Source organism: Sorangium sp. So ce124 (genome assembly GCF_051525235.1).
Classification (GTDB): Bacteria; Myxococcota_A; Polyangia; order Polyangiales; family Polyangiaceae; genus Sorangium; species Sorangium atrum.
The window spans coordinates 316,886-337,193 of the sequence record NZ_CP150312.1 but is presented as its reverse complement, the minus strand read 5'-3'; the positions used below and the strand labels follow the sequence as shown (position 1 = coordinate 337,193).

15 protein-coding genes are annotated in these 20,308 nt (G+C 72.6%); 11 read left to right on the top strand and 4 right to left on the bottom strand.

Annotated elements, in window-relative coordinates; all coding sequences use genetic code 11:
• Nucleotides 1–18: 18 nt before the first annotated feature.
• Together WMF19_RS01295 and WMF19_RS01290 are read right to left on the bottom strand one after the other, a co-directional pair.
• Nucleotides 19–1,776, bottom strand: a complete 1,758-nt coding sequence (locus tag WMF19_RS01295) for a sigma 54-interacting transcriptional regulator (protein WP_437897403.1) — start codon at nt 1,774–1,776, stop codon at nt 19–21.
• Between the two features lie 285 nt (nt 1,777–2,061).
• The gene (locus WMF19_RS01290) at nt 2,062–2,538 is read right to left on the bottom strand and encodes a GNAT family N-acetyltransferase (RefSeq protein ID WP_437897402.1); all 477 of its coding nucleotides are present in this window, start codon (nt 2,536–2,538) and stop codon (nt 2,062–2,064) included.
• A gap of 176 nt (nt 2,539–2,714) precedes the next feature.
• On the opposite strand from WMF19_RS01290, the gene WMF19_RS01285 reads away from it, so the two are divergent.
• The 4 genes from WMF19_RS01285 to WMF19_RS01270 all read left to right on the top strand — a co-directional run bounded on the left by WMF19_RS01285 (nt 2,715) and on the right by WMF19_RS01270 (nt 7,477).
• Entirely contained in the window at nt 2,715–3,692 is a 978-nt protein-coding gene (locus tag WMF19_RS01285; RefSeq protein ID WP_437897400.1) for an AraC family transcriptional regulator ligand-binding domain-containing protein, read from the top strand.
• A gap of 133 nt (nt 3,693–3,825) precedes the next feature.
• Nucleotides 3,826–4,896 (top strand): BPSS1187 family protein, encoded by a 1,071-nt coding sequence (locus WMF19_RS01280; protein ID WP_437897399.1) that lies wholly within the window; start codon nt 3,826–3,828, stop codon nt 4,894–4,896.
• 89 nt (nt 4,897–4,985) lie between these two features.
• Nucleotides 4,986–6,878: an FG-GAP repeat domain-containing protein gene (locus WMF19_RS01275; RefSeq protein WP_437897398.1), complete on the top strand. Its 1,893-nt coding sequence runs from the start codon at nt 4,986–4,988 to the stop codon at nt 6,876–6,878.
• A 110-nt stretch (nt 6,879–6,988) separates the two neighbouring features.
• Nucleotides 6,989–7,477: a hypothetical protein gene (locus tag WMF19_RS01270; RefSeq protein ID WP_437897397.1), complete on the top strand. Its 489-nt coding sequence runs from the start codon at nt 6,989–6,991 to the stop codon at nt 7,475–7,477.
• Nucleotides 7,478–7,684: 207 nt separating this feature from the next.
• Here WMF19_RS01270 and WMF19_RS01265 read toward each other — a convergent pair whose 3' ends face one another.
• Together WMF19_RS01265 and WMF19_RS01260 are read right to left on the bottom strand one after the other, a co-directional pair.
• A complete protein-coding gene (locus WMF19_RS01265; protein WP_437897396.1) occupies nt 7,685–10,594 on the bottom strand; it encodes a protein kinase domain-containing protein in 2,910 nt (969 codons plus the stop codon).
• 34 nt (nt 10,595–10,628) lie between these two features.
• Nucleotides 10,629–12,479, bottom strand: a complete 1,851-nt coding sequence (locus tag WMF19_RS01260; protein ID WP_437897395.1) for a hypothetical protein — start codon at nt 12,477–12,479, stop codon at nt 10,629–10,631.
• Nucleotides 12,480–13,112: 633 nt separating this feature from the next.
• Between WMF19_RS01260 and WMF19_RS01255 the strand changes: the two genes are divergently transcribed.
• The 7 genes from WMF19_RS01255 to WMF19_RS01225 all read left to right on the top strand — a co-directional run bounded on the left by WMF19_RS01255 (nt 13,113) and on the right by WMF19_RS01225 (nt 20,265).
• The gene (locus WMF19_RS01255) at nt 13,113–14,003 is read left to right on the top strand and encodes a calcium-binding EGF-like domain-containing protein (RefSeq protein WP_437897394.1); all 891 of its coding nucleotides are present in this window, start codon (nt 13,113–13,115) and stop codon (nt 14,001–14,003) included.
• Between the two features lie 336 nt (nt 14,004–14,339).
• A complete protein-coding gene (gene cobM, locus WMF19_RS01250) occupies nt 14,340–15,134 on the top strand; it encodes a precorrin-4 C(11)-methyltransferase (RefSeq protein ID WP_437897393.1) in 795 nt (264 codons plus the stop codon).
• Nucleotides 15,131–15,703, top strand: coding sequence for a cob(I)yrinic acid a,c-diamide adenosyltransferase (cobO, locus tag WMF19_RS01245; protein ID WP_437897391.1), 573 nt, complete (start codon nt 15,131–15,133; stop codon nt 15,701–15,703). Before cobM ends, cobO begins: the two co-directional genes overlap by 4 nt.
• The gene (locus WMF19_RS01240) at nt 15,703–17,178 is read left to right on the top strand and encodes a cobyrinate a,c-diamide synthase (RefSeq protein ID WP_437897390.1); all 1,476 of its coding nucleotides are present in this window, start codon (nt 15,703–15,705) and stop codon (nt 17,176–17,178) included. Before cobO ends, WMF19_RS01240 begins: the two co-directional genes overlap by 1 nt.
• Complete coding sequence (gene cobU, locus WMF19_RS01235) at nt 17,175–17,771, top strand: bifunctional adenosylcobinamide kinase/adenosylcobinamide-phosphate guanylyltransferase (RefSeq protein ID WP_437897388.1); 597 nt, start codon at nt 17,175–17,177, stop codon at nt 17,769–17,771. Before WMF19_RS01240 ends, cobU begins: the two co-directional genes overlap by 4 nt.
• Nucleotides 17,768–18,706, top strand: coding sequence for an adenosylcobinamide-phosphate synthase CbiB (cbiB, locus tag WMF19_RS01230; protein ID WP_437897387.1), 939 nt, complete (start codon nt 17,768–17,770; stop codon nt 18,704–18,706). The genes cobU and cbiB overlap by 4 nt, the downstream gene beginning before the upstream one ends.
• Nucleotides 18,703–20,265, top strand: a complete 1,563-nt coding sequence (locus WMF19_RS01225) for a cobyric acid synthase (RefSeq protein WP_437897386.1) — start codon at nt 18,703–18,705, stop codon at nt 20,263–20,265. The genes cbiB and WMF19_RS01225 overlap by 4 nt, the downstream gene beginning before the upstream one ends.
• Nucleotides 20,266–20,308 lie beyond the last annotated feature (43 nt).

Here is a 20,308-nt window from a genome sequence, read left to right as displayed (position 1 = left end):
AGCGCCGGCAGCGCTCCCTCACGGCTCCTTGTCGGCGTCGAGCACCGCGAGGAGATCCGGATCGACCTCACCTCCAAGCAGGTCCAGGATCTCGCGCACCCGCGAGAGCTCGCGCAGCAGCGTCCGATGGTGGTTGCGGTTCTTGAGCAGCATCTCCTGGCCGAGCAGCGTGAAGGCGTGGTCACGGTTGCCCGTCCGCTGCACCGCCGCGCCGAGGACCATGCCGCGAAACGCGTCGGTCAGATCGAGCGGGAGCGGGGCGCTGCCGCCCCGGCGTCGCTCGGCCTCGTTCACGAAGCTGAGCGCCGCCCGCCAGAGCAGCTTGGTCAGCGCGCTCGGCTCGGCGTCGCTGTCGAAGGTGAGCGCGCGCTCGACGTGGCGCCGCTGGATCACCAGATCGCCGCCGAGGCCGCTCTGCCCGGCGAGCTGGAGCGCGTAAGCGCGCCGGACGATGTTGTCGAGCTGCCGCAGGTTGCCCGGCCAGGGCGCGGACACGAGGAGCTTCATGGCCTCGGGCTCGAAGCGCGCCGCACCCTTGCCGTCGGCCTCCTGATGGCGCCGGTTCAGCATGAAGTCGGCCCAACGCGGGAGCTCGTCGAGCCGCTCGGCGAGCGGGAGCAGCCGCACCGGCAGGACGTTGATGCGGTAGTACAGGTCCTCGCGGAAGCGGCCGGCGCGCACGGCGGCGCGCAGATCGGCGTTGGTGCCGACGAGGAGGCGCGCGTCGGCGCGGCGCTCCCCCGCCCCGTCATCGCCCAGCATCCGGTAAGCGCGCTCCTCGATGAAGCGCAGGAGGCCCGCCTGGGCCTTGAGCGAGAGCTTGTCGATCTCGTCGAGGAAGAGCGTGCCCTTCGCGGCGCGGGCGACAGCGCCTGGGTTGTCCTTGACCGCCCCGGTAAAGGCGCCCCGCTTCCAGCCGAACAGCTCGGCCATCTGCAGATCCTCGGGCACCCCGAGGAGGTCCAGCGATTCGAAGGGCTGGCCCCGGCGCTGCGAGTGCTCGTGGCACCAGCGCGCAAGCCTCGATTTCCCGGCGCCGGTCGGGCCGGTGATCAGGATGGTGTCGTCCCGCGGGGCGAAGGCGCGGAGCAGCTCGACGAGGTGCGCGGTGCTCTGACCGACGACCGGCAGGAACTCGTCCGGGCTCGCCGGCTCGTCCGAGCGGAGCGGCAGCGCGCGGGCGGCGATGAAGGCCCCGGCGATGCTGGCGAGGATCGCCAGCTCCTCGTGGCACTCCGCCCAGGGGAGCTCGAGCCCGACGGCCCCCCTGCAGCTCACCTCGATCGTGATCATGCCGTCGACGCTGCCGCCCGGCGCGCGCAGCGGGACGACATGGACGTGGGTCGCGTCGCGACCGAGCATCCGCTCGCGTGTCGCGTCGCCGGGCATGCCGGCCGCCTCTGGCGGGTAGCGGAGCGCCATCGCGCCGTCCGGCATCCAGGAGCGGAGCGAAGCGCGCTGGACGTCGATCGAGACCGAACAGCGGTGCTTCTCGATCCAGCTCCAGACGCTGCCGGAGGTGAGATAGCCGGTCCCTTCGATGCGCGCGCCGCTCGGGCGGTCGATGCCGAAGAGGCGCTGGTAGCTGTCCTCGGGACGAAAGTGGACGACGCCGCGCAGGATCCGAGCGCGGCTGGCGAACGGGCTGTCGGCGAGCGCCTCTTCGACGCAGGTGAACATGGCCTGGAGGACCGCCGTGGCAGCTTCGTCGAAGTACGTGGCCGACACGAGGCGGGGGACGAGGGAGATGAAGCGCTCGTCACGGGATGCGGTCACGGTAGGCAGGAAAGCAGGAGAACCGGGAGGGGTCCAGGTGGAACGAACAGGCTCGCGTCTCCCGCGGACGCAGTGCGTCCGGGCGGGACGCGAGCCCCCTCTTTCCTCGAAGGCCGTGGCAGCGCCGGCGTCCTGCCGGAGGGACCACGGGAGCGGCCGCCGGTCCGAAAGCCGGACGCACCATAACGCGGCCGAATGCCATGCGTGGATGCCATCCAATGCGGCCGGCGCAATGCAAATAGGAGCGTCGGCGCTGGAGCCAGAAGACGCCAGCTCCTGCAGGCGTCAGCTCGTCTTCTCGAGCGGGCGTGAGAAGACGAGCACCGGGAGCCCGCTCACCGGCACCACGCTCTCGTCCACCAGCGTGAAGCCGTGCTTGCGGTAGAACGCGGCGTTGCGCGGCTGCTCGGTGCGCAGAACGCAGGTCGTCCACCGCTCCGAGAGCACCGCGAGGGTGCGCTGGAGCAGCCGGCCCCCGTGTCCGCGCCCGGCCAGCGACGGCTCGACGCCCAGCGTGCCGAGGTAGACGCTGCCTTGCCCGAGAAAGGGGCGAACGCGGGCCATCGCGGCGTCTTCGTGCGCCGACAGCCGCCACCACACCGCCGGCGGAGCGACGAGCATCACCTGCCACATGCCGCTGCGGACGACGTCTCCGAGGCCCATGCCCGCGTGCGCGGGAGGCTTCCAGTCCACCGAGCCGACCCCGGGCTCGAACAGCCGCCCGCCGTGCCGGTCCGCGTGCGCCAGCATCGCTCCGAACACCGTGGTCATCGTTTGCGGTCGCCGGGCGGGGTCGGGCTCCGCCCAGGAGATGAAAGGATCTTCGTGAAACGCCCTGGCCAGTATCTGCGCAGCAGTCATGCGCCCACCATGCATTCGGCCGTTTGTCCACGCGCGCCAGTCGTTTGTCTTCGTGCGCCACGTGGTACCCTCGCGGCGTGCCCGTCGTCGCCGCCACCGCAAAGGCCATCTCCGAGGCGCTGGGTCGCTTCGGGGTCGATGTTCCGCGGCTGAAGATCGGCCCCATCCACGACGACCTGGCGCTCGCGACGTTGTGGGCCCGGGCGATCGCGCGCACGGGCCGGCGGACCCTCCCGCTCGAGGTGGGGCTGACGATGCCGCTGGGCACGATGGGCGTGGTGGACTACCTCGGGGCGTCTTCGGCGACGGTGGGGGCGGCGCTCACGGTGGCCCAGCGGGTCTTCCCGCTCGTCGCGCCCGGCGTCCAGTTGCTCCTCGAGCGGCTGCGGAGCGGCGTGCGGCGCGTGGTCATCGTCAACCAGCCGCCCTTCCCGGGGCAGCTCGAGAGCGACCTGCTGGTGCTCGGCGTCGTGCTGGCGCGGATGCGAGCGCTGGCGAGCCGGTCGCTCGAGATGCCGTGGCTCGATCTGGCCGAACCCAGCCCCGAGCCGCGCGCGCGGTGGGTCGAGCTGCTCGGCGTGGCCCGTTTGCGGTTCGGCGCGCGGCGCACCGCGCTGCACTTCTCGTCGGGCGACTGGGCCACGCCGCTGCGCAGCGCTGACCCGCGGCTGCTGGCGACCCTCGAGGCCACGGTGGGGGCCGAGCAGCGCACCAGCGACGCGCTGCTCGTGGCCGTGCGCGCCCTTGCGCTGCGGCGCCTGCCCGACACGCCGCCCCTCGGCGAGGTGGCCTCGGCGCTGGGGCTCAGCGTGCGCTCGCTGCAGCGCAAACTCTCGCTGAGCCGCACCTCGTTCGTGGAAGTGCTGGACGAGGTACGCCGCGATCGCGCGGAGCAGCTGCTGGACGAAGGGGTGCTGACGCTCGGCGAGATCGCCGCCCGTGTGGGGTTCGCCGAGCCGGCCTCCTTCACGCGCGCGTGGCGGCGCTGGCGCGGAGAGGCCCCGTCACGGAGCCGCCGCCACGGATCGGCGCTCACGCCGCGGCGAGGCCGGTGAAGCGCCCGGGGTTCGTCGTGGGAGAGCGCGTATCTCACCAGCTCGGCGAACGCGACGGCGCCCTGCGAGACCGCCGTCGCCAGCCGGCTCGTCCACCGCGGTGCGCCGGAGGTGATCTGGTAACGTCTCGAGCATGCGAATTACGGCGTGGATCGGTTGCGCCTGGTGGACGCTCGGGTGCATGGCGTGCGGCGGCTCGTCGAGCGACGGCGGCCCCCCGGGCGCTGGCGGCGGAGCAGCCACGGGCACCGCGACCACCGGGACCGGCGGCGCCGCCGCGACCTCCGGGGTCGGTGGCTCTGCGGGCGGCGCGAACGGCACGGGCGGCGCGAACGGCGCGGGCGGCGCGGGCGGCGCGCCGCGCGAGCTGCACGTGGATACGAGCTCACCCGAGCTCAGCGAGATCCGGTTCAAGCCCAGCGAGCTCGATCCAGAGGTCTCCGACCGCGACCTGGAGCAGGTGGCCCTCCTCGACACTCGGGTCGCGCGGTTCGCGGGCAAGCTCGTCGTCACGCTGTCGGGGAGCAGCCAGCCTCCTGGCCCGCTCGACCTCACCCGCTTCGTCGCCGCGCGCGGCTTTCACGCGTTCGCGGTCGCCTACAAGAACGACTACGACATCGTTCAAAATGATCCGGACACGTTCGGCGACGCGCGGCTCGAGGCGTTCGACGGTCAGGACCACACCGCGCTCATCGAGGTGACGAGGGCCGACAGCATCGAAGCGCGGCTGGCGAAGGCGCTCGCGCACCTGAAAGAGGTCCACCCGCGAGGCGACTGGGGCTACTTCCTCGAAGACGACGGGAGCCCGCGCTGGTCGGTCATCATCTTCAGCGGCCACTCGCACGGCGCGAGCTCGGCCGCCCGCATCGGCAAGGTCGTCCGGCTCGACCGGGTGGTGTCGCTGGCCGGGCCGCGCGACACGAACCCGGTGAGCGCCACCTGGCTCTCGGAGCCGTCGGCGACGCCCGTGGATCGCATGTTCGGATTGACCGGCGAGCGCGATGAGCAGCACCCGGATCACCTCAAAGCATTCGACCTCATCGGCCTCCCGGGCGAGCTCGTGGAGGTCGACGTCCCGGGCGCGGCGCCGCCGTACGGCGGGTCGCACCGGCTCGCGCTCAAGGACGGCGACCACGGAGCCGCCGGTAATTGCGGCGCGCACGTCGCCGTCTGCGAGGCGATGTTCGGCTTGCCGCTGCCGTGATGTCGCGCGACACCGTCCTGCGCCGCCTGTAGTCTCGACCGGATCGCTTTTCCCGCGGCGACCGCGGGCGTGACGATCGGAGGTCGAACGTGAAACGGTCTTTCCTCGCCCTCGCGGCGGCGTTGCTCGCGGTGGGTTGCTCGGCGAAGTCGAGGACGTTCTCCGGCGAAGAGCCCCAGGGCGGGGGCGGGAACGGCGGCGGCGGCAGAAACGACGGCGGCGGCGACGCGGGCACCGGCGGCAGAAACGACGGCGGCGGCGATGCGGGCACCGGCGGCGGGCCGCTGTGCGCCGGCGTGGACTGCAGCCACCTCGACAGCCGCTGCATGCGCGGCGTGTGCATCGAGGGCGAATGCTTCGCCGAGCCGCGACGAGCGGGGACCGAGTGCGCGGCCGCGGCCGGCGAGTGCGACGCGGCCGACACGTGCGACGGCGCGGGCGAGTGCGTCGCGAACCAGGCGCCGGAGGGCGCGGCGTGCACGGGGTGCCCGAGCGGGACGTGCAGCGGCTGCGCGATGGGGGTGTGCACCGATGGGCCTGCGGTCGTCTCCTGCGGCCTCCGCTTCACCGATGTGACCGCGGCCTCGGGCCTGCCGGCGACGACAGGCAGCTCGGTCGTCGCGTGGCTCGACGTCGAGAACGACGGCGATCCCGACGTGTTCCTGCGCGGCAGCGGCCTGTACATCAACAACGGCGCGGGCGTGTTCACGGAGGGGGCCGCCGCGCGCGGCATCAGGGATGTCGGCACCACCTCCGAGCAGTACCCGGTGATCGCCGCCGACTTCGACAACGACGGCGACATGGACATCTTCGTCGCCAACGACACCCGCTACGGCACGATCCCGAACCGGCTCTATCGCAACGACGGCAGCGGCACGTTCATGAACGTCGCGCTCTCGGCCAACCTCGAGTTCGCGACGACGACGCCCGGCCCGGCGGTGTGGATCGATCACGATCGCGACAACGACCTCGATCTGTTCTTCGGCTCGGAGTTCGGCACGTCCGGCATGTTCCGGAACGACGGAGCCCTCCCGTTCGCCGATGACAGCGCGCGGTTCAGCACCTTCCTCCAGGGCGACAGCGCGGCGTGGGCCGATCCAGACGCCGACGGCGACCTCGACCTCTACGTGGCCACCGGCTCGACGGGAAACGGTAACCGCTTCTTCCGCTTCACGTCGCCGAGCTGGACCGACGTCGCGACGTCGGCCGGGCTCGAGGACACGCCGACGGCCAGCTCCCGCTGGGGCGGCGCGACCTGGATCGATATCGACGCCGACGGCGACCTCGATCTCCTCTCGGTGCGCGACGGGGACGCGGACGATCTGCTCTATTACAATGCCGGCGCGGGCGCGCCGTTCTCCGCCGCCGCGGCGGCGAGCGTCGGGCTCGGAGACGGATCGTTCATGAGCGCGAGCGTGTGGGCCGACTGGGACCAGGACGGCGACCTCGACGCGTACGTGGGCGACACGCTCTACCGCAACGACGCGGGCACGTTCGCGGCCGCCGGCGCCTCGCTCGGGATCGCCGCGCAGCAGGTCGGCTCGTTCGCGGACATCGACGGCGACGGCGACCTCGACCTCCTCACCACGAGCTTCGGGGGAACGGCGCTCTACCGCCGTGACGTGACTGGCATGCCGTGCCGCGCGCCGGGCTATGCGGTCGTCCGCGTGCTGACCGATCGGGACGGCAATGCGACCGACGCGAACGTGAGGGAAGATCGCGACGCGATCGGCGCGCGCGTCGACGTGGATCTCGACGGAGACGGGGACTTTCGCGCGGGCGGCTATGCCGGGGCGGATCGCGTGGCGACCTACCTCGTGGGCGCCGGCCAGTGGGGCAACCGGCAGCAGAGCCAGCTCCCGCTGATCATCGGGATGGGGGCCGCGGCGTCGGTCGATATCCGCGTGACGTTCCCCGACGGCTCGGTGGTAATACGCAACGACGTCGCCTCGGGCGCGCGCATCACGATCAACGATGTCTGACGAAGGTGGTGAGCGAGATCGGCGCCATCTGGCGTGGCGGGTGGACCCGTGCAGTCCGGTCTGCGCGGTGCTTACGTGGTAGCGTTCTCCGGTGGGGCGGTCAGGCGGCCATGTACACGATCGATCTGGAGAAGCCGATCTGGCATCGCAACGACAAGAACCGCGTCTGGGCAGACGCGTTCCTGAGCGCGTTCGGCGAGTTCGTTGAGGAGGCCATCGATCATGAGGCGGCAGCTCAGGACGTCGCCGGCGACGAGGGCATGAGCGTGGCCGACTACCTGGCACGCGGGATCGGAATCACGGTGGAGCGCCCAGGCTGCGCCCTCTGGATCACCGTCTCCTTCTGGAAGAACGTCGTCACGATCGCAGTCCCGAACCATCCACCGGGCGATGTCGACGCTGCAATCGACGAGCTCGAGCCGTACATCGCCTTCTTTGTCCAACGCGGGTTCAAGGCGCTCAACCCCGATACGGGTCATCCGCTCGATCAGGGAGCGATGCGAGAGAAGCTCGCTGCCGGGTACCGGCGGAGGCAGGGAATGCTCGACACCGTTGCGGCGCTCGTCAGCGGCGAGGTCCCCGGCAAGCTGGCGCCCTGACGAGCGCGAGCTCTGGACATGACCGTGGACGGCGAATTCCGCGCGGCACGAAGCCCACCAGGGATCCGCATCGCGAGCGGAGAGAGAATTCAACGCAAAGCCGCCAAGAGCGCAAAGGCGCAACGGTATACAAATCTATTCTTTTTTGCGCCTTTGCGCCTTTGCGCCTTTGCGTTAAATTCTCTTTCAGCTCCCTGCCGGGCGGAACTAACGCCGCGCCCGCAGCGCGCCGAGCCGCGCTCGCGCCTGCTCCGCGGAGATGGATCGCGGGCGCGCCTTGCCCCAGCGCTCGAGGACGGCCTCGTACGCCGCCGCGGCGCCGCGCAGATCGCCTGTCGCCTCCAGGGCCATGCCCAGATAAAGCCGCGCCTCCGTGGTCGAGAACGGGTCGGCCAGGGCCGCGCAGGAGCGCGCAACGCGCGTCAGCGGCCCGATCGCCTCCTGCCCCTTCCCCGCGAGCGCGTAGACCTTGCCGATCCGCAGATCGAGCAGGAGCCACCGGCCGCTCTCCGACGGGAGCGGCTGGTCGAGCGGCATCGTCTCGAACGCCGCCGCCGCGTCGGCCGCGGTCTCCACGCCGGCCGCGTACGCCTCGGTCCAGAGCAGCCAGCGGTGCTCCGGCTTGATCTCCTGCGCCGCGGCGCGCCACTTCGACTGGACCCGCTCCACCCACGCCGAGCGCGCCGCGTCGTACGCCTCCTGCGTCATCGACGCTGCCCGGAGGCTGTACGGCAAGAACGCGATGGTCCAGTCGGCCGTTGTCGCCGGCTCGGACCAGGCGCTCATCCGGCGGAGGAAATCGTCCGCCACCCGCCCGGCCTCCCGCGGCAACCCCATCTCACGGTAGAGCTCCGCCAGCTTGAGGGCCGGGCTCGCGTGCGCGTCCTGATCGTTCCTGCCGGCGACCTCGCGCTGCCACGCGCGGGCGTGCTCCACCGCCAGCTCGAAATCGCCGTCCAGGACCGCGAGCGAGATCCGATCGAGCAGCTCCTTCGCCCTCCGCTCGCCCTCGGGGATCGCCGCCCACCCCTGCTCCAGCGCCACGAGCACGCTCTCGCGCGGCGCGCCCCGCGCGTGGAGCGCCAGCGCCAGGTGCCGGTGCGCCGGCGCCGCCTTCGGATCGATCGAGAGCCACCGGCGCGCGTGCTCCTCCACTTGCTGGCAATCGCCCTGGCGATGGAGGAGGCGGACCCGGTTCGCGAGGCAGAGCGTCGCGCCGGGGGCCGTCTCGGCGCAGGCCTGGTAGGCGGCGAGCTCCGCCGCGACGTCTCCCTTCATCCCGAGCGACTCTCCCTTGAGCCCCCACGCGAGCACGTGGCCCCGGTCCAGGGCGAGCGCCCGATCGTAGGCCTCGACGGCGGCGTCGAACCGGAGCTGCGCGAACCTCGCCGCGCCCAGGTACACGAGGAGCTCCGGATCGGCCGGGAACCTCGCGACCGCGGCCTCGAGCCGCCGCTCCCACGACACGGCGTCGGAGGGCTGGCGCACGTACGGCTCGGCCGCGTCGAGCAGCGCCATGTCGCGCTCGCCGAGGGCCGCCCTGTGCAGGAGCGCGAGCTGGAAGTGCTCGCGCGCCACGGCCGGCCTCTGTCGAAACGTCCAGATCGCCACGCGCAGGTGGCCGGCGCCGAGGCCACGATCCAGCGCCACGGCGCGCTCCATCGTGCGCGCGGCCACGTCCGGCGCGCCGTCACGGTAGGCCTGCAGCGCCTCCTGGTAGAGCGCCGCAGCCTCCGGGTTGGTCGAGGCGGGGCGCGGCGGCTCCGGGGCGGCGACTGCCGCGCCGCTCGGCTGGGGCGGCGGCTCCGGGGGGCGCCGGAGCACCGCGACCGCGGCGCCGGCGACCGCCGAGGCCGCGAGCGCGAGCGCGACGAGCCCGCGCCGAGCCGGGCGCGCGCGCTCGTTGGGTGCATTCCGCACCACGACGGCCTCGCCCGACGCGGCCCCGTGATCCGGCCGCGGCGCGGGCTCCGCACCGGCAGCCGCGGGCGGCGCGCCACCAGGGCGCTGCGACGCCGGGTCGGTCCGGTGCGGCACGGTCGGCTCGAAGCCGATCCCCGCGGGCGCGCCCGCGTGCTCGGCGCCTGGCGCAGGGCTGCGTCGTGCGTTGGCCCCCTCGACCTGGGTCTCAGCCTCTCGCGCCGCGGGCGGCGAGCGCGGCGGGAGGCTGGGCAGCTCGCCCTCGAGCCCCTCGGCGGCGATCAGCGCGCGCCAGAACGCGCCGGCGTCCGGGTACCGGTCGCGCGGAGAGACGCTGAGCGCCCGCGAGAGCACGCGCTCGATCGCGTCCGGCGCCGAGACGCCGCGCGCCCGCAGCGTGGGGCGCAGCGCAGGATCGACGACCACCGAATAGAGCTCGACGATCCCCTCCCCCTCCAGCGCCCGAGCGCCCGTCACGAGCTCCACGAAGACGAGCGCGAGCGCGAAGACATCGGTCCATGGCCCTGTCGCGCCCCGCTGCTTGTCGAACTGCTCCGGCGCGCCGTAGCGGGGCGTGAACACCGACGGCCCCTCCGCGGTGCTCGCGAGCGCCGCGGTGCGCGAGCGCTGATCGCCGATGATCTTGGCGATGCCGAAATCGAGGACCTTGAGCGTCCTCGCGCCCCCCGCCTCGGCGAGGAAGAGGTTCTCCGGCTTGACGTCGCGGTGCGCGATGTTCTGCTCGTGCGCCACCGCGAGGGCGCGCGCCGCGGGGTCGAGCAGGAGAATCGCCTCCCGGCGGGACAGGGTGCCGCCGCCCCCGGCGCGCAGGCGCTCGAGGTGGCCGGCGAGCGTCTCGCCGTCCAGCCACTCGAGCACGAGATAGGGCACGCGACCGCCGTCCTGGGTCGTGAAGGCGCCGATGTCGAGCGCCTGGACGATGCCGGGCGAGAGGCGCGAGAGCTGGAGCAGGAGCCGCCCCTCGTCGCGCAGCCGTCGAACGAAATCCTGCTGCGCCTCGGGCGAGAGCTCGTCGGGCAGCTTGAGGCACTTGATCGCGACGGGCGCGTCGAACCCCTCGTGCACGCCGCGATAGACCACGCCGAACCCGCCGGCGCCGACGGCGGAGAGGACACGGTATTTGCCGTCGATCGTGGTCCCGCAGAGCCGAAATACGTCGCGCTGGGCGCCGGACATCGGCGGAAGTATACGCCATCTCCGGAGGACAGACTCAGGGCGACTCGGGCTTCGCCATGGCGGCCCTTAGCCGGCCGCAGGCGTCCACGAACCCGGTCGAGAGGATCTGGTCGAGGTGCCAGAAGTTCCTCTGCCGCTCGTGCTCGTAGAACCGGGCGATCGTCACCAGGAGCAGGTCCACGCACAACGCCGGGTCGCGCCAGGCGAGCTCCGTCCGCGGCCCACTCCGCGACCCGCTCCGCGGCCCGCCCGCGCACGACGCGGCGAGCGTCTGCTCGAGCACCGCGGCGACCAGCGTGAGCTGCAGGACCATGCGGCGGCATGCGCTCGCGCGGATCCCTCCGCCCTTGACAGCCACCGGCCGCAGCGTGTCGTCGAACGCCGTCGCGAACTCGCGCCATAGCAGCGCGCCCGCCTGATCCACCGCCTCCTTGAGCCCCGCAGCCGGAACGCGCGGCGAGAGCGCGTCGACGAGGCGGGCGCGCGCCCCCTCGTCCTCGGCCAGCGCGCGGTACGGCTTCGACCAGCGGGCGACCTGGCGGCGAACGTCGCCCACCGTCAGATCGAGCTTGAGCCCTGTGATGGGGAGCAGCGACGCATCCGGCAGCTTCAGGGAAGGCCTGTGCCACGCGTACTTGCTCTCCATGAAGTCGGCGAGCATCTCGGCGATGCCGTTGCTCGCGGCCACCTGGAGTCGCGCCCTGATGTCGGCCTCGGCGAACCGGAGCAGCGCCGCCTCGTCGAGCTCGGTGCGGCCCCCCCGCTCGACGAAGGCCGAGGCGATGCCGGGGCCGACAGCGCCGGGAAAGATGGTGTCGAGCGCGAGGGGCTCCTCGAGCCGCGGCAGCACCGCGTACTCCCACTCGAACTCGGCCAGCGCCTCCTGCCACGCGTGGCCCCAGGCGTCATGAACCACGTAGTCTTCGACCTCCGGCGTCCGGAGGACCATCACCATGGTCGCGAGGGTCTGCGTGACGACCTCCGTCGGGACCGAGGCCGCGTCCGCGAGGGAGCGCGCGAGCGCCGGATCGATGGCCGCGCGATCGAAGTAGCCGAACGCAGGAAAACGCGCCGTCGCCGCGGTGTTCGTGTCGTCGCACCGGGCGATGAAGGCGGAGATGGCGCGCCGCTCCTCCTCCGGCCGCTCGTCCCAGCCAGGCACCTCGAGCCGCGGCGCCTCGGCGGAGCCCGCCGCTCCGGGCGAGCCGGTCACCGGCGCCGAGGCGCGGATGCAGAGGAAGATCGCGGTCGACGTCATGAGCAGATCCACGTCGCCCGGACGCCACGGTAACGGGCCGTAGATCGCGCTCATGAGCTCGGCGCACGCGGCGGGCGACGCGCCCCCCTTCGCGGCGAGCTGCGAGGCGATCGCCTTCGTGATCGCGTGCTTCACCGCGAGGTTGGAGGTCATATGATCCATCGCGGCCTCGACCTGCGCGAGCTCCGCCTCCTCCCACCCGAGCGCTTCTCGCAGCGCCCGCCGGACGAGCGGGATCCCCTCGCTGCCCTGCGGCAGATCGAGCGGGAAATCGAGGAGCGGACGCGACGCGACAGTGTCGATGAGCGGCGCGGAGCTGCTGCCGGCGAACCGGAGCCAGAGCAGCACCGCCTCGGTGAACCAGGCCCGGAAGGACGCGCTCGCCGCGTGGAACTCGTCCGGGGTCGGCTCGCTCAGGGCGTCGATGCCGCGCATCAGCCGATCGTGAAGATCGCGCCCCCTCGCCTCCCGCTCCTCGCGGCTTCCCTTCGTCGCGTCCTGCAGCTCCTCGATGTCGGCGAGCAGATCGAGCGTGGGTCCCCACGCGGCCGGGAGCGTCGGCTCTAAGAGGGCTGCCGCGCACAGGATGGGCGCCGAGGGCTGAGACCCGGTGTTCTTCTGGTCCATGGCCTTTCCTTGAAGAGGGGAGCGACCTCCCATCGCATCACAGGCGCATGCCCTGAGCAAGGCCCCGGACCAGCGGGTCCCAGGGAGAAGACGGAGCCTTCCGGCACACATCGCAGGTTCGTGTCCTCGGGCCTGCGATGAGTCTCTCGGGCCTCCGCGCCGAGCGTCAAGAGGTCGTGCGCACCGACAGGCGAGCTGGAGTCGATCAGCGCTCCCACGGGGTCTCCGGCAGCATCGGCTGGATCGATCGCGCGCGAACGATGGTGCCTGTCCAGAAACGGCAGCGACCTGTCCACGAACGGCAAGACAAGCGCGCGGCCGGGCTCGTCGCTGTTGCATCCTCGCCTGAACCTATGGTGGAAGCTCGCTCCGCCATCGAACTCGGCAGGGTCGCCGCGGTCGGCCACGGCGGTGCGTCGTGGTCTCCGCAGGTGAGGCACTCAGGCAGCAGCAGGCGGCGCGCGACTGGACTTCGGCGACGGGAACCGGCGGCGCGCACACACCGAATGCCATGCAGGGGCCTGCGTCAACATCCTCTCCGAAAGCGCCGATTCGACACTGGCATCTAACTTGAATAGGCCGCCCGACCCTTCTCCAGCCATCGCAAGCACAACCTTGAAAGGATGACCCCGCATGCGGTCTCTTACAGGCTCACTTCTCCACTCTCTGACGATCCCGGCTCTCTCCATCCTGCTGCTCGCGGGCTGTACCAGCGCCGGCCCCTCCACGGCCGACGGCGACGAAAGCGGGGAGGCCACCGACCCCTGCGCCTCGGCCCCCTGCCAGAACAGCGGCGCCTGCGCCGCGGCCGAGAGCGGTTACACCTGCGCGTGCGCGCCCGGCTGGACGGGGCCGAGCTGCGAGACCAACATCGACGAATGCGCGCCGAGCCCCTGCGTCCACGGCACGTGCAACGATCAGGTCGACGGGTACACCTGCGCGTGCGCGCCCGGCTGGACGGGGCCGAGCTGCGAGACCAACATCGATGAATGCGCGCCGAGCCCCTGCGTCCACGGCACGTGCAACGATCAGGTCGACGGGTACACCTGCGCGTGCGCGCCCGGCTGGACGGGGGCGAGCTGCGAGACGCCCGTCTGCGTCCCCACCACCTGCGCCGCTGAGGGAGCGACCTGCGGCTCGATCGCCGATGGCTGCGGCGAGATGCTCGACTGCAGCTCGTGCGGGTCGGGCTTCACCTGCGAGAGCAACACCTGCCAGCCCACGGGGCCGGCGTGCCCGTGTGATGGCATGGCCGGGTGGGGTCCCCCTGCCCCCCCCGTCCAGTGCATCAACTACTCGGGTTCCATGGGCCCCGGCAGCATCTACTACTATCTGAAGAGCAACGACAATGGCCACGAGGGCCCCTTCGTCGAGTTCGCTGTCAACGGCCAGTTTGGCCCGGAGCCCGACCAGTGCGGATACGTGTCGGTGGCCAACACCATCACCTCCATGCCCCTCACCAGCCAAGCTGAGGCGGACGCCTGCATACAGAGCTTCCTGAGCTTCGCCGGCGACTGCCCCTGAGCTAGGCGACGGCCCAGGGCGGCGTCTGCAGAGGCTCGCCGTTGCCCCGTTACGGCTCCGGCGAGACGGTGAATCAAGGAGAAACCAGGGGCTAGGTCTACAGCCGCAGATGGGCCGCAAGCGCGGCTGTAGTACCAGCGTTCCTTGAGGTCGCAAAGGGCCCGGACGAACCGCGGTCGAGCATCGCCCACCAGCGCCAGGGCGTCGCGCATCGCGTCCGCCTTACCCGAGGTCGCCTCACCCCCTGGCGTCCGCTGCGCGATCGCTCTAGCGTCGCGCCGCGCGCCCGCGGTCCCTTCCGGGATCGCCGGCGCACGAAGCAAGGAAAGAACCCTCATGCGCGTCTACATCATCGGCGCCGGCCCGGGCGATCCCGGGCTCATCACGGTCCGCGGCGCCGAGCTCGTCGCCCGCTGCCCCGTCGTCATGTACACGGGCTCCCTCGTCCCCCGGGAGATCGTCGCGTCCGCGCGGCCGGACGCCCGGGTCATCGACTCCTCCGGCATGACCCTCGACCAGATCGTGGAGGTCTTCGTCGAGGCCAGGGACGCAGGGCACGACGTGGCGCGCGTCCACACGGGCGATCCCGTCCTCTTCGGGTCGACGGCCGAGCAGATGCGCCGCATGGATGCGCTCGGGATACCGTACGAGATCGTCCCCGGCGTCTCGTCCTTCACCGCGGCGGCCGCGGCGCTCGGGCGCGAGCTCACGCTGCCCGAGCTCTCGCAGACCGTCATCCTGACGCGCGCCGAGGGGCGCACGCCGGTGCCGCCCGCCGAGCGGCTCGAGGATCTCGCCCGCCACCAGGCGACCCTGTGCCTGTTCCTGAGCATCACCCTGCTCAAGGACGTGACCGCGGCGCTCATCCCGGCCTACGGCGCGGATTGCCCGGTCGCTGTCGTCCACAAGGCGAGCTGCCCCGATCAGAAGATCGTGAGAGGCACGCTCGCCGACATCCGGGAGAAGGTGCGGGCCGAGGGCATCAAGACCCAGTCGATGATCCTGGTCGGCCGGGTGCTCACGGCCACGGATTTCGCCGACTCGCGGCTCTATGATCCGGAGTTCAGCCACCGCTTCCGCAAGGCCGAGAAGAAGCTCCTCGTCCCTGGCACGACCGAGGAGGACTCGTGAGCGCGGAGGAGAGCGCCGGGACGGGCGCGGCGGCCGCCGCGGCGGCCACCGGTCGAAAGGGGCTCATCATCGTCTATACGGGCCACGGCAAGGGCAAGACGACGGCCGCGCTCGGCATGGTGTTCCGCGCGCTCGGCCGGGGCATGCGCGTCGCGGTCGTGCAGTTCATCAAGGGCAAGTGGAAGACGGGAGAGCGGCTGTTCGCCGAGACGCTCCCCAACCTGACGTTCCTCGTCATGGGGCGCGGCTTCACCTGGGAGAGCGACGACCTCTCGCGCGACAAGGCGGCCGCGCGCGCCGCCTTCCAGGAGGCCGCGGCGCTCATCGCGGGCGGCGAGCAGGACATCGTTGTGCTCGACGAGATCACGTATGCGCTCCATTACGGCTTCATCGCCGAGGACGAGCTGCTCGCGGCGCTGCGCGCGAGGCCCGCGCACGTGCACGTCGTGATCACCGGCAGGAACGCGCCCGACGCGCTCCTCGCGCTCGCCGACCTGGTGACGGAGATGAGATCGGTGAAGCACCCGTTCGAGCAGGGGCAAAAGGCCCAGATCGGAGTCGATTTCTGATGTCCCGGGCCATCCCCCGGCTCGTCGTCGCCGGCACGGCGAGCGGCGTCGGCAAGACGACCGCCACGGTGGCGATCGCGCGCGCGCTCCGCGCCCGCGGCCTCCAGGTCGCGCTGTTCAAGTGCGGCCCCGACTACCTGGATCCGACGTACCACGCCCGCGCCGTGGCCGGGACATCGCACAACCTCGACGGCTGGATGATGGGCCGGGACGCGGTCCTTTCGACGTTCGCGGCGGAGGCCGCCGGCGCCGACGTCGCGCTGATCGAGGGGGTGATGGGGCTGTTCGACGGGGCGAGCCCGACCGGGGAGGAGGGCTCGACCGCCGAGATCGCGAAATGGCTCGAGGCGCCGGTCGCGCTCGTTGTCGACGCGTCCGGGATGGCCCGCAGCGTCGCGGCGCTCGTCCAGGGCTTCGCCGGCTTCGATCCGGCGCTGCGCGTCGCCGCTGTCGTGTGCAACCAGGTCGGCAGCCGCGGCCACCTCGACATTCTCCGACAGGCGCAGGTGAACCGGTCGCTGCCGGTCGTCGGCGGCCTGCCGCGGGACGAGGCGCAGCGCTTCCCCGAGCGCCACCTCGGCCTGCGCACGGCCGACGAGGCCGCGCTCCCCGAGGAGCGCCTCGACCACTGGGGCGCGCAGGCCGAGGCGTGGATCGGGCTCGACGCGCTGCTCGAGATCGCGCGCGCGGCGCCGCCCTTGCCGGCGGCCGACGCGGCCGCGACGCCCGGCGCAGCCGCTGCCACCGGCGCACAGCGCGGCCGGGCGCGCATCGGCGTGGCGTTCGACGAGGCCTTCCACTTCTACTACGCGGGCAACCTGCGCCGCCTCGAGGCCGCGGGAGCCGAGCTCGTGCGGTTCTCGCCGATCCGCGACGCGCGCTTGCCCGACGTCGACGCGCTCTACCTCGGGGGCGGCTACCCCGAGGTGCACGCAGAGCGCCTGGCCGACAACGCGGCCCTGCGCGACGAGATCCGCGCGTTCGCCGGCCGCGGAGGCCCGATCTACGCCGAGTGCGGCGGGCTCATGTACCTGACCGAGGCGATCCGCACGCTGGACGGGCGCGCGCACGCGATGGTCGGGCTCGTGCCCGCGGAGGCCGTGATGTGCGAGAAGCTGCAGGCGCTCGGGTACGTGGAGGTCGAGACGCAGGCGCGCACGATCCTTGGCGGCGCGGGGCTCCGGTTCCGCGGGCACCAGTTCCGCTACTCCGAGCTCCGCCCGTCGCAGCCCGCGACGACGGCGCCTGCCGAGCCGCCGCCCACGCAGGCGCCGGCGCCGCCCGAACACGCGCCCTTGCCGATCGAGCACGCCTACTCCGTGCGGCGCCGGCGCGGCGGCCAGGTCACGCGCGAGGGGTACCAGGCAGGGAGCGTCCTCGCCTCGTACGTGCACGCCCACTGGGCCTCGAACCCGATCGTCCCCGAGGGCCTCGTCGCGAGCGCGGCCGCGCACCGGAAGGAGCGCGCGCGATGAGCGAGAGCGGCCAGGGCACGGCGCCGCGCCGGGTCGCCCTCATCGGCGGCGGCGTGCGCTCCGGCAAGAGCGCGTTCGCGCTCTCCCTCGCGCGCTCGCTCGGCGAGCGCCGCGCCTTCATCGCGACGGCCAAGCCGTTCGACGACGAGATGCGGGCGCGCATCGACGCGCACGTCCGCGAGCGAGGCGGCGCGTTCCTCACCGTGGAGGAGCCGATCGCGCTCCCCGAGCGCATCGCCTCGCTGTCCGGCGTCGACGTCATCGTCGTCGACTGCCTCACGCTCTGGCTGTCGAACCTGCTGCTCCGCGACGAGACCGAGGGCCGCGCGCTCGGGCCCATCGAGGAGCGCATCGAGGCGCTCGCCGCCGCCGTCGAGTCGGCGGCGCCGCACGTCGTCCTCGTCTCGAACGAGGTCGGCATGGGCGTGGTCCCGGAGAGCCGGCTCGGCCGGGCGTTCCGCGACCTCGCGGGGCGCGCGCACCAGCGGCTCGGCCGCTCGGCCAGCGAGCTCTACGTGGCCGTGATGGGCGCGATCCTGCGCCTGCGCCCCGGCCCTGTCGCGCTCGTCAGCGGCGGCGAGGACGCGCGATGACGGCAGCCGCCGCGCTGCTCGCCGCGGTCGCGCTCGACCTCGCCTGCGGCGAGCCCCCCGCCGCCATCCACCCCGTCGTGTGGATGGGCTCCGCGATCCAGGCCCTGAAGCGCGCCGCGCCCACGGGCGGCCGCGCCGCCGAGCTCCTCTGGGGCGCGCTCATGGCCCTCGCCGTCCCCTGCCTCTTCGCGGCGCTGGGCGCCGGCGTCGCGGCGCTGCTCGCCCCGCACCCCGTCCTCGCGCTCGCTTTGTCAGGTCTCCTGCTGAAGCCCACCTTCGCGCTCCGCGCGCTCCGCGACGCGGCCTTCGACGTGCGCGACGCCCTCGAAGCGGGCGATCTCCTCGCGGCCCGCGGCGCGCTGCGCAGCCTCTGCAGCCGCGACCCGTCGGAGCTCGACGAGCCCGCGCTCGTCGCCGCGTCGGTCGAGTCGGTCGCGGAGAACGCGTCGGACAGCTTCGTCGCGCCGCTCTTCTATTTCGCCCTCTTCGGGCTCCCCGGCGCGCTCTTCTACCGCGCGGTGAACACGCTCGACGCGATGGTCGGCTACCACGGCCGCTACGAGTACCTCGGCAAGGCCTCGGCGCGGCTCGACGACGCGCTGAACTTCGTGCCGGCGCGGCTCACCGCGCTCCTCCTGCTCGCCGCCGGGTGGCTCCGCGGCGCCGACGCGCGCCGCGGCCTCGCCGTGCTCCTGCGCGACGGCGGCCTCACCGAGAGCCCGAACGCCGGCCGGCCCATGGCGGCGATGGCCGGGCTGCTCCGGGTCGAGCTCGAGAAGCGCGGCCACTACCGCCTCGGCGACCCCGTGGAGCCGCTCCGGCGGGGTCTCATCGACGAGGCCTGCCGTATCGTGCTGCTCGCGGCGCTGCTCTTCGCCGGGCTCGCGGCGGCCCTGCTGGCGGCGGCATCCTTTGGACAGGAGCTCTTCCGATGACGGCGCTCACGGTGATGGTTCAGGGCACGGCGTCCTCGGTCGGCAAGAGCCTCCTCTGCACGGCGCTCTGCCGCATCTTCCAGCGGCGGGGCCTCCGAGTCGCGCCGTTCAAGTCGCAGAACATGGCGCTGAACTCGTTCGCGACCCTGGACGGCGGCGAGATCGGAAGGGCGCAGGCGGTGCAGGCCGAGGCGGCGCGCGTCGCGCCGACGGTCGACATGAACCCGGTGCTGCTCAAGCCCGAGGGCGACTCGCGCTCTCAGGTGGTCGTGCTCGGCAAGCCGATCGGCAGCCTGCACGCGCGCGACTACTTCGCGTACCGCGGGGAGCTCAAGGACATCATCGCCCGCTCGCTCGGGCGGCTCCGCGAGGCGCACGACGTCGTGGTGATCGAGGGGGCGGGCAGCCCCGCGGAGATCAACCTGAAGGACCGCGACATCGTGAACATGCACGTCGCGCGCGTCGCCGACGCGCCGGTGCTCCTCGCCGGCGACATCGACCGAGGCGGCGTGTTCGCGGCGCTGGTCGGCACGATGGCGCTGCTCGAGCCCGACGAGCGCGCGCGCGTGGCCGCGTTCGTCATCAACAAGTTCCGCGGCGACCTCAAGCTGCTGGAGCCGGGGCTCGACATGCTGACGGCGCGGACGGGCGTCCCGGTGCTCGGCGTGGTGCCTTATCTGAAGCAGCTGCGCATCGCGGACGAGGACTCTGTGTCGCTGGAGGGCCGGCGGCGGCGGGGGCCGGCGGGCCCGGGGCAGCTCGACATCGCGGTGGTCCGGCTGCCGCGGATATCGAATTACGACGACGTGGAGCCGCTGGAGCACGAGCCCGGCGTGGTGGTGCGGTTCATCGAGCGGCCGGACGAGATCGGCGATGCGGACCTCGTGCTGCTCCCCGGGACGAAGAGCACGATGGCCGATCTCGCGTGGCTGCGCGCGAGCGGCCTGGCGGAGGCGATCGCGGCGCGCGCCCGGCAGGGCGGCTGGACGCTCGGGATCTGCGGCGGCTGCCAGATGCTCGGCGGGGCGATCGAGGATCCGGAAGGCGTCGAGTCGGCCGAGCCGGCGGCGCGTGGGCTGGGGCTGCTCGATGTGTTGACGCGGTTCGAGCGGACCAAGACAGTGGCGCAGGTGCGGGCGCGGCTCGCGGGCGGCTCGTTCCTGGGGGCGGCGGGCGTGGCCACCGCGGGAGAGGCCGAGAGCGAGGGCGCGGGAGAGCTGACCGGCTACGAGATCCACATGGGCCGTGTGGAGCGGGTGGGCGGCGCGGCCGCGGCGTTCGCGATCGGGTCGCGGGGCGGCAAGGCCGAGGCGGCGCTCGACGGGGCCGTGTCGGCGGACGGCGCCGTGGTGGGCACGATGATCCACGGGATCCTCGACAACGACGGGCTCAGGCGGTCGCTCCTCGCGGCCCTGCGCGAGCGGAGGGGGCTCCCCAGGGCCGCGGGCGAGCCGGCGATACCGAGCCGGCACGAAGAGTACGACCGGCTCGCCACGGCGGTCGAGGCGAGCCTCGACCGGGCGCTGCTCGACCGCATCGTGGGGCTCGACCGGCGCTGAGCGGCGCCCGAAGAGGCACACTCCGCTGACGTGAAGGGTTCTT